Source organism: Cellulomonas sp. P4_B5_2 (assembly GCF_056402235.1).
Map to the genome: position 1 here is coordinate 1 of NZ_JBFUHU010000144.1, position 9,023 is coordinate 9,023.

7 protein-coding genes are annotated in these 9,023 nt (G+C 70.7%); 6 read left to right on the forward strand and 1 reads right to left on the reverse strand.

The features are described 5' to 3' along the window. Positions 1-68: 68 nt before the first annotated feature. From AC1DUQ_RS11835 to AC1DUQ_RS11845, 3 genes are read left to right on the forward strand one after another with little or no spacing between them, the layout of a single operon-like run. Positions 69-920, forward strand: a complete 852-nt coding sequence (locus AC1DUQ_RS11835) for a DUF4097 family beta strand repeat-containing protein (RefSeq protein ID WP_477073845.1) — start codon at positions 69-71, stop codon at positions 918-920. A gap of 34 nt (positions 921-954) precedes the next feature. Beyond that, complete coding sequence (locus tag AC1DUQ_RS11840; RefSeq protein ID WP_477061897.1) at positions 955-1,755, forward strand: ABC transporter ATP-binding protein; 801 nt, start codon at positions 955-957, stop codon at positions 1,753-1,755. Beyond that, the gene (locus tag AC1DUQ_RS11845) at positions 1,752-2,513 is read left to right on the forward strand and encodes an ABC transporter permease (protein ID WP_477073846.1); all 762 of its coding nucleotides are present in this window, start codon (positions 1,752-1,754) and stop codon (positions 2,511-2,513) included. The genes AC1DUQ_RS11840 and AC1DUQ_RS11845 overlap by 4 nt, the downstream gene beginning before the upstream one ends. A gap of 55 nt (positions 2,514-2,568) precedes the next feature. Here the strand turns inward: AC1DUQ_RS11845 and AC1DUQ_RS11850 are convergent, their stop codons facing one another. Further along, positions 2,569-3,027: a DUF1579 family protein gene (locus AC1DUQ_RS11850; protein ID WP_477061899.1), complete on the reverse strand. Its 459-nt coding sequence runs from the start codon at positions 3,025-3,027 to the stop codon at positions 2,569-2,571. Positions 3,028-3,337: 310 nt separating this feature from the next. Here AC1DUQ_RS11850 and arsD point away from each other — a divergent pair, with 310 nt between their 5' ends. The 3 genes from arsD to AC1DUQ_RS11865 all read left to right on the forward strand — a co-directional run. Beyond that, a complete protein-coding gene (arsD, locus tag AC1DUQ_RS11855) occupies positions 3,338-3,718 on the forward strand; it encodes an arsenite efflux transporter metallochaperone ArsD (protein ID WP_477061900.1) in 381 nt (126 codons plus the stop codon). Next, the gene (gene arsA, locus AC1DUQ_RS11860) at positions 3,712-5,511 is read left to right on the forward strand and encodes an arsenical pump-driving ATPase (RefSeq protein WP_477061901.1); all 1,800 of its coding nucleotides are present in this window, start codon (positions 3,712-3,714) and stop codon (positions 5,509-5,511) included. Before arsD ends, arsA begins: the two co-directional genes overlap by 7 nt. A 322-nt stretch (positions 5,512-5,833) precedes the next feature. Beyond that, positions 5,834-9,023, forward strand: a 3,190-nt coding sequence (locus AC1DUQ_RS11865; protein ID WP_477073847.1) for a cupredoxin domain-containing protein, incomplete at its 3' end; no start/stop codon positions are given.

The following is a 9,023-nucleotide window of genomic DNA, read 5'->3' on the forward strand; positions in this document are numbered from 1 at the left end:
CTCCGACCCACCAGCCACGCGGACCCGCGGGGCCGGACGAACACACCCAGATCCAGGAAGGCGCCAGCATGCCCACCTTCAGCACCCCCGGCCCGATCGACCTCGCCGTCAAGCTGCCGGTCGGCGAGATCGTCGTCGTCGCCGGCGACCGCACCGACACCGTCGTGACCGTGAAGGCCACCAACCCGGCCAAGTCGGTCGACCGCCGGGGAGTCGAGGACACCAAGGTCGACTTCGACGGCCAGCGGCTCACGATCACCGGCCCGAAGCCCCGCCTCAGCTGGATCGGCCCCGGTCCCTTCGACTCGGTCGACGTCGTGGTCGAGCTGCCGACCGGGTCGCGCCTCACGGCCGAGATCTCGGGCGGCGACGTCCGCACGACCGGCCGCCTCGGCGCCACCCGGATCAAGGCGTCGTCCGGCGGAGCGGACCTCGACACCACCGGTGACCTGTGGCTGCGCGCCGGCCACGGCGGCGTCACGGTGGGTGCCGCGCAGGGCGGGGTGGAGATCACGGCCGACCACGGTCAGATCCGACTGGGCACGGTCAGCGGGGACGCGATCCTCAAGGCGTCCCACGGCTCCGTCCACGTCGGTGAGTCCGGCGGGGAGCTCGACGCCAAGCTCTCCTACGGCGACCTGGAGATCACCCGCGCTCTCGCCTCGGTCACGGCGAAGACCGCGTACGGCGCCATCCGGCTGGACGAGGTCTCCGCCGGCGCCATCCAGGTCGAGAGCGGTTACGGGCAGGTCACCGTCGGCGTCCGGGAGGGCGTCCCCGCCTGGCTCGACCTGTCCTCGAAGGACGGGCACGTGCGCAACCACCTCGAGGCCGACCGCGCGCCCGCGGAGTCCGAGGAGTCCGTCGCGATCCGGGCCCGTACCCGGTCCGGGAACATCACCGTCCAGCGCGCCCGCTGAGCACGGACCACACCAGAAGAGGGGAACGACACACATGTCCAGCACCCAGGATCGCGGACCCGCGATCCGCCTCCAGAGCCTGGAGAAGTCCTACGGCGAGCTGCACGTCCTGCGGGGCGTCGACTTCGACGTAGCGCCCGGCAGCATCTTCGCGCTGCTCGGGTCCAACGGAGCCGGCAAGACGACGATCGTGCGGATCCTGTCCACGCTGCTGAAGCCGGACGCCGGCACCGCCGCGGTCAACGGCTTCGACGTCACGACGGACCCGTTGCGGGTCCGTGAGTCCATCAGCCTCACCGGCCAGTTCGCCGCGGTCGACGAGATCCTGTCGGGCCGGGAGAACCTGGTGCTCGTCGCCCGGCTGCGACGCGTCGACGCACCCGGACAGGTGGCCGACGACCTGCTGGCCCGGTTCGACCTCACCGACGCGGCATCGCGTCGGGTGGCCACGTACTCGGGAGGCATGCGCCGCAGGCTCGACATCGCGATGAGCCTGATCGGGAAGCCAAAGGTGATCTTCCTCGACGAACCGACCACGGGGCTCGACCCCGAGGCTCGTCTCGAGGTGTGGAAGGTGATCCAGGAGCTCGCCACGCAGGGCACCACCGTCCTGCTCACCACGCAGTACCTCGACGAGGCCGAGCAGCTGGCCGACCGGATCGCGATCCTCCACGAGGGCCGCATCATCGCCAACGGCTCCCTCGCCGAGCTCAAGCAGCTCCTGCCGCCGGCGACGGTCGAGTACGTCGAGAAGCAGCCGACGCTCGAGGAGATCTTCCTCGCGCTGGTCGGCAGCGGGAGCAAGGACACGACGGCCAGGAAGGACCAGTCATGAGCACGAGCTTCGTCGGGGACACGACCCTTCTCACGGGCCGTTCCATCCGTCACATCACCCGCAGCGTGGACACGATCATCACGACCGCCGTGACGCCCATCGCCATCATGGTGCTGTTCGTGTACGTGTTCGGCGGCGCCATCCAGACGGACACCGACAACTACGTCAACTACCTGTTGCCGGGGATCCTGCTGATCGCGATCGCGTCCGGGATCGCCTACACCGCGGTCCGGCTCTTCACCGACCTGCAGAGCGGCATCTTCGAGCGGTTCCACTCGATGCCGATCACGCGCTCGGCCGTGCTCTGGGCGCACGTGCTGACCTCGCTCGTGTCGAACGCGATCACGGTCGTCATCATCGTGCTCGTGGGCCTGCTCATGRGGTTCCGCACCTCGGCGGACGTGCTGGCMTGGCTCACCGTCGGCGGGATCCTCGCGCTCTTCACGCTGGCGCTCACCTGGCTCGCCGTCGTCGCGGGCCTGTCGGCGAAGTCCGTGGACGGTGCCGCCGGGTTCTCGTACCCGCTGATCTTCCTGCCGTTCATCAGCTCGGCCTTCGTCCCGACGGAGACCATGCCCGGTCCGGTGCGGTGGTTCGCAGAGAACCAGCCGGTCACCTCGATCGTCGACACCCTCCAGAACCTGTTCGCCGGGCAGCCCGTCGGCAGCGACATCTGGATCGCGCTGGCCTGGTGCGTCGGCATCCTCGTGCTGGCTTACGTCTGGTCCATGGCCGTGTACCGGCGCAAGATCAGCTGAGAGGCGTCGTCCCGCGACGATCCCCGGTCGGCACCACGTGGTGTCCGGCCGGGGATCACTCGTCGGTGCGGTGAAGCGTGAGCTCGACGACCTGGTACGGGTCGTGCCCGGGCACGACGTTGTGCATGGTGATCGCCTCGTCCTGCGGCCGGACGTGGATGTGCCAGCCCCAGTCCGGTCCGGACTCTGCGGGGTAGGAGCCCTCGAGCCGCAGCACGCCGGCGTCGTCGACGCCGCCGGTGAAGGTCATCCAGGTCGGTCCCGTGTGCCAGGAGTCCACCCACACGGCGTGGGCGCCGCCCTCCGTGGTCGCGTCTCCGCCGATCAGCAGGAGACCGTCCTGCGGGGCGTCGCCGTCGGACCAGGTGTACGCGATCGACACGAAGCGGGCTGCCGTCGCCCCGACCGACGCGGTCGCGTCGGAGGCCTCGTAGTCGTCGGTCGGCATCAGGCGCAGGCGGTTGGTGCCCTGCCGGCTGCCGAACAGCGGCGACAGGTGATCGACGATGCTCATGCCTGACGGTACCGACCTCCGGGTGGCAGCGGGTGCGGTGGCGGTCATGTGCACGCTCCTTCACTCAACGCGCCGGACGGTCCGGCGCTCACCACACCGTCGGGGACGCCGATCCACGTTCTGCTCACGGACGATGAAGAACCGATGGAGACCTGTTCCCGCGGCCGGGTCGGCGGGAGCGCGTGAACTTGGGTCCCAGAGCCTGGCGGGGGTCGGGCGCAGGACGAAGGTCACGTTGTCGACGACGTCCACGGATCGACACTGGTCGATATCGACGGCCGTCGATGCGATTCCTGGGAGGTCGTGGCAGATGAGCACCATCGCAGTCTTCGAACCGGCACTGTGCTGCAGCACCGGCGTGTGCGGGCCGAACGTCCCGCAGGAGCTGGTGACGTTCTCGGCCGACCTCGACTGGCTGCGGGACCAGGGTGTCGCGGTCTCGCGCTTCAACCTGGCCGGCGAGCCGGGCGAGTTCGCCGGCACGCCCGCCGTGCTGGACTTCCTGCGGGTGTCCGGCTCGGAGGGCCTCCCTCTGGTCCTGGTCGACGGGACCATCGCCATGGCAGGCCGCTACCCCAGTCGCGCCGAGCTGGCGCGCTGGGCCGCCCCGAGCGCGGCCGCGCCGGTCGGCACCCTCCTGCCGATGGCGGGTTCCACGGGTGGGTGCTGCGGCGGCGGTGGGTCGTGCTGACCGACCCGACCCTGCCGCGATTCCTGGTCGGCGCCCCGCGATTGCTGTTCCTGACCGGCAAGGGCGGGGTGGGCAAGACCTCCATCGCCTGCGCCGCCGCGATCGCGCTGGCCCGCACGGGCAGGTCCGTCCTGCTGGTCAGCACCGACCCCGCATCGAACGTGGGGCAGGTGTTCGGGCTGAGCATCGGCAACACGATCACGCCCGTTCCTGCGGTCCTCGGGCTCTGGGCTCTGGAGATCAACCCGGAGCAGGCCACGGCCGCCTACCGGGAGCGGATCGTCGGTCCGGTCCGTGGCATCCTGCCCGCCGCCGACGTCGCGCTCATCGAGGAGCAGCTGGCGGGTGCGTGCACCACCGAGATCGCCTCGTTCAACGAGTTCACGGCGCTGCTCACCGAGGACGCGGCCGCCGAGTACGACCACGTCGTCTTCGACACCGCGCCGACCGGGCACACCATCCGGCTCCTGCAGCTCCCGGCGTCCTGGACCGACTTCCTCGAGGAGGGCAAGGGCGACGCCTCCTGCCTCGGACCGCTGGCCGGTCTCGACCGCCAGCGCACGGTCTACGCCGCCGCCGTCGCGGCCCTCGCCGACTCGCGTCGCACCCGTCTCGTCCTGGTGACCCGGGCTCACCAGGCGGCGGTCGCGGAGGTCCAGCGCACGCATCACGAGCTAGCCGCCCTCGGGCTGCACCACCAACACCTCGTGATCAACGCGGTCATGCCCGTCCCGCTCTCCGGCGACGCGCTGGCCACCGCCGTCCACGAGCGCGAGCAGGCCGTCCTCGCGGCCCTGCCCCCGGACCTCGCCGCACTGCCCCGGGACGTGCTGTCCCTCAAGGGCGAGAACATGGTGGGCCTCAACGCGCTCGCGCACCTCTTCGCGCCGGACGACCTGTCGTCCATCCGGCTCCCCGAGCCGCATGACCTCGTGCCGACGGGAGTCGACCCGCTCGCTGCGCTCATCGACGAGCTCGCCACCCAGGAGCACGGCCTGATCATGACGATGGGCAAGGGTGGCGTCGGCAAGACCACCATCGCCGCCGCCATCGCCGTTGCACTCGCCGAACGCGGGCTGCCCGTCCACCTGACCACCACCGATCCGGCGGCCCACCTCGGGCAGACCCTCGCAGGGGCGGTCCCGAACCTCGAGGTCTCACGGATCGACCCTGCAGTCGAGACCGAGCGGTACCGCCAGTCGGTCCTGACCCGCCGGGGCGCCTCCCTGGACGAGGCGGGACGTGCCGGCCTGGAGGAGGACCTGCGTTCCCCGTGCACCGAGGAGATCGCCGTGTTCCAGGCCTTCTCCAAGGTCGTCAACGAGGGCAGGCGCCGATTCGTCGTCATCGACACGGCGCCCACCGGGCACACGCTGCTGCTCCTCGACGCCACCGGGTCCTACCACCGGGACGTCGTGCGGCAGATGGGCCCGAGCGCCGCGACGTTCACCACCCCGATGATGCGGCTGCAGGACCCCGACTACACCAAGATCCTCATCGTCACCCTGCCGGAAGCCACCCCGGTGCTCGAGGCTGAGGAGCTCGCCGAGGATCTTCACCGTGCGGGCATCCACCCGTGGGCCTGGGTGATCAACGACTGCGTGGCAGCAGCCTCCACCACCGACCCGCTGCTGCGGCGCCGCGGCGCGGCCGAGACGGACCAGATCGCCCGCGTGCGGGCAGAGGGTGTCGCCCGGTGCGCGATCGTCCCGCTCCTGGCCGCTGAGCCGGTGGGAGTCGCCGCTCTCCGTGCCCTGGGAGGGCTTGGCGCGACTGCGGAGGTCCGGGTCTGACCCGACCAGGTGACCCGGAGGTGTGCGACCCCGGGACCTTCGGCCCTGCCCGCATGCGGACAAAGCCGGGTAATTCTGGCAAGAGCTGAACAGCGTGTCGAGAGCGTCCATCGGCGGGAGAGCGGTGCGCCCGGTCGATCACTTCGCCCACGAAGGCGTGGGCACTGGTCCCGGGTCGAGACGGCCCGGGAGTCCGGCGGGTGGAAGGAATCTCATGTCATCGCAACTGGTCGCGCAAGCTGGGTCCCCAAGTCGGCATCGACGTCGTGGCGCCCGCCGTGCGGGGCTCGCCTCGGTCTCGATCTCCGTCGTCGTCGCCGCCATGATCCTTCCGGCAGGCCAGAGCGGTGCGGTCGGTTCCTCGTCCGTGCTTCCTGCCGCACTGCCGACGGGCCCCACCGACTCGTCCGTGGTGCCGCACTACTTCGGGCCGTCGCCGAACTGGGCCAACAGCCCCTTCACGCTCCCGACGGCGAGCGTGTCGATCACGGGTGACGGGGTCGGCGCCGAGGGTTCGGCGACCGTCGACCCGGTCTCCGGCGGGATCGCCAGCATCGAGGTGACCGTACCCGGCAGCGGCTACACGACCGTTCCCCAGGTCACCATCACCGGCGGCGACGGGACCGCGGCGGCGGTCGCGRCGATCGCGAGCACCGGTGTCGTGACGCGGTATGTCGTGGACGACCCCGGTGCCGGCTACACGACCTTCGCGGTCACGGTCGACGGCGGCGGCGGCACGGGTGCCACCGCGACGGCCGCAGGCGGCGTCGACGCCGTGATCATCGCGGACGGCGGTGCGGGGTACACGATGCCCACCGTCGAGTTCGACCTGCCCGCGGTGCCTGAGGGCACGCAGGCGAGGGGCCACGTGCCGATGATCGCCAACGGCGACGCAGTCGACGGCATGGACGCAGCCGGTGTGATCACCGCCGTGGTGGTCGACGAGCCCGGCTCCGGGTACACCAGCGCGCCGGGGGTCGCGATCCACAACGGCACGATCTTCGACCCGATCTCCGGGGCGACGCCTGCCCAGGTGAGCTCGACGCTCGCCCTCTCGGCGGTGACCCCGCTCGAGCTCGGGGCCGACTACACGAGCGCGCCGACGGTCACGGTGAGCGATCCCGACGGCACCGGCTCCGGTGCGGCCGCGAGCGCACGGACGTCCGTCGGCGCCGTCACCGGCATCGCGGTGACCCAGCCGGGCAGCGGCTACCTCACGGTCGGCATGCGCAAGTTCCAGGACGCGCTGCCGCTGCCGTGCGACCCGGCCGGTGCAGGCTGCCCGAGCGACCCGTCCGCCAAGTTCCTGCCGGTCGCGGTCCCCGAGGCCACGACGTACGGCACGCAGGTGGCCGACGAGTACGTCATCGGCCTGGTCCAGTACCGGTCGACGTTCAGCTCCGACCTGCCGGCCTCGCTCGTGCGCGGCTACGTGCAGCTCGAGACCGCCGCCAACGCAGCGGTCAGCCAGCACTTCCCGCTGGTCAACGAGCTGCTGGACGGCACCTCGGCGCCGGCGACCGACGCCAACGGCCAGCAGTACCTCGCCGTGACGAGTCCGCAGTACCTCGGCCCGATCATCGCCGCGACCAAGGACCGCCCGGTGCGGATCGTCTTCCGCAACCTGCTGCCCACCGGGTCCGCCGGTGACCTGTTCCTGCCGACCGACAGCAGCCTGATGGGCTCAGGGATGGGCCCGATGACGATGGCCGACCCGGTCGACCAGGGCACGGTGCTCGACGCGGTGCGCAACCCGGAGTGCTCGCAGTACCCCAAGCCGGACAGCTGCTTCGCGGACAACCGCGCCACCCTGCACCTGCACGGTGGCATCACGCCGTGGATCAGTGACGGGACGCCTCACCAGTGGATCACGCCGGCCGGCGAGTCGACCGCGTGGCCGCAGGGCGTCAGTGTGAGCGAGGTCCCCGACATGGCGACGTCCGGCTGCACGGCGGGCGACGACGGCTGCCAGACCTTCTACTACACCAACCAGCAGAGCGCGCGGCTGATGTTCTACCACGACCACTCGTGGGGCATCACCCGACTGAACGTCTACGCCGGCGAGGCCGCCGGGTACATGATCAGCGACCCCACGGAACGCGCACTGGTCGACGCCGGGACGATCCCCGGTGCCGGCGACACGATCCCGCTCATCGTGCAGGACAAGACCTTCGTGCCCGGAGCGGAGCAGCTCGCGGCACAGGACCCGACGTGGGACACCGCCCGGTGGGGCACCAAGGGGAGCTTCTGGTACCACCACGTCTACATGCCCGCGCAGAACCCCGGCGACCCGTCGGGCATGAGCGCGTACGGGCGCTGGATGTACGGACCGTGGTTCTGGCCACCGGCTGCCGACACGAAGTACGGGCCGATCGCGAACCCGTACTACGACCCCGCCTGCAACCTGGACGTCCCGTCGACGTGGCAGTACGACACGGACCCGTTCTGCGAGCCTGAGCTGATCCCCGGCATACCGAACATCTCGGTGGGCATGGAGCAGTTCAACGACACCCCGCTCGTGAACGGGGTGGCCTACCCGACGGTCACGCTGGACCCGAAGACCTACCGGATGCGCGTGCTCAACGCGGCGAACGACAGGTTCTTCAACTTCCAGTGGTACCTCGCCGACCCGACCCAGGGCGACGGGACCACCGAGGTGGCGCTCGACTCGAACCTGCTTGCGGCGGCGCAGACCGACCCCACGGTCTTCCCGACGCCCGTCGGCGCGCTCACGAGCGCCGCGGGGCCGGACTGGGTGCAGATCGCGAGCGAGGGCGGCTTCCTGCCGGCCCCGGCCGTGATCGACGGGCAGCAGCCGACGACGTGGATCACCGACCCGACGCGCTTCGACGTCGGGAACGTGGACAAGCACTCGCTGCTGCTGGCACCGGCCGAGCGTGCGGACGTCATCGTGGACTTCTCGAAGTTCGCGGGGAGCACGCTCATCCTGTACAACGACGCTCCCGCCGCCTTCCCGGCTCGCGTGCCGTCGTACGACTACTACACCGGCGCACCCGACCTCAGCCCGGTCGGCGCCCCGGCGATCATGCCCGGGTACGGCCCGAACACCCGGACGGTCATGCAGGTGAAGATCGCGGCCACCACCCCGGCGGCACCCTTCGACCTCGCGCGGCTGCAGGCGGCGTTCAAGCACAACGCCCAGGGCACCGGCGTGTTCGAGTCCGGGCAGCACCCGGTGATCGTCGGCCAGGCCGCGTACAACAGCGCCTACGGCTCGACGTTCGCGGCGAGCAGCAACTGCAACGCCAAGGGCTCGCCGCTGCAGAAGTGCGACGGCCTCGTCCGCATCAACGACACGACGGCCTTCGGGTTCAACACGTTGCGCGCCCAGGCGACCAAGTCGTCGGTCACGCTCCAGCCCAAGGCCATCCACGACGAGATGAACGCGACCACGTTCGACGAGTTCGGCCGCATGCAGGCCAACCTCGGCGTCGAGGCGCAGCCGCCGACACCGGGGGCGCAGAACGTCACGCTGTATCCCTACGTCAACC

What these genes read in the sequence shown, in the direction of transcription:
- AC1DUQ_RS11835 (WP_477073845.1), top strand. Translation starts at nt 69, where the DNA reads ATGCCCACCTTCAGCACCCCCGGCCCGATCGACCTCGCCGTCAAGCTG.
- arsD (WP_477061900.1), top strand. Translation starts at nt 3,338, where the DNA reads ATGAGCACCATCGCAGTCTTCGAACCGGCACTGTGCTGCAGCACCGGC.
- AC1DUQ_RS11840 (WP_477061897.1), top strand. Translation starts at nt 955, where the DNA reads ATGTCCAGCACCCAGGATCGCGGACCCGCGATCCGCCTCCAGAGCCTG.
- AC1DUQ_RS11850 (WP_477061899.1), bottom strand. Translation starts at nt 3,027, where the DNA reads ATGAGCATCGTCGATCACCTGTCGCCGCTGTTCGGCAGCCGGCAGGGC.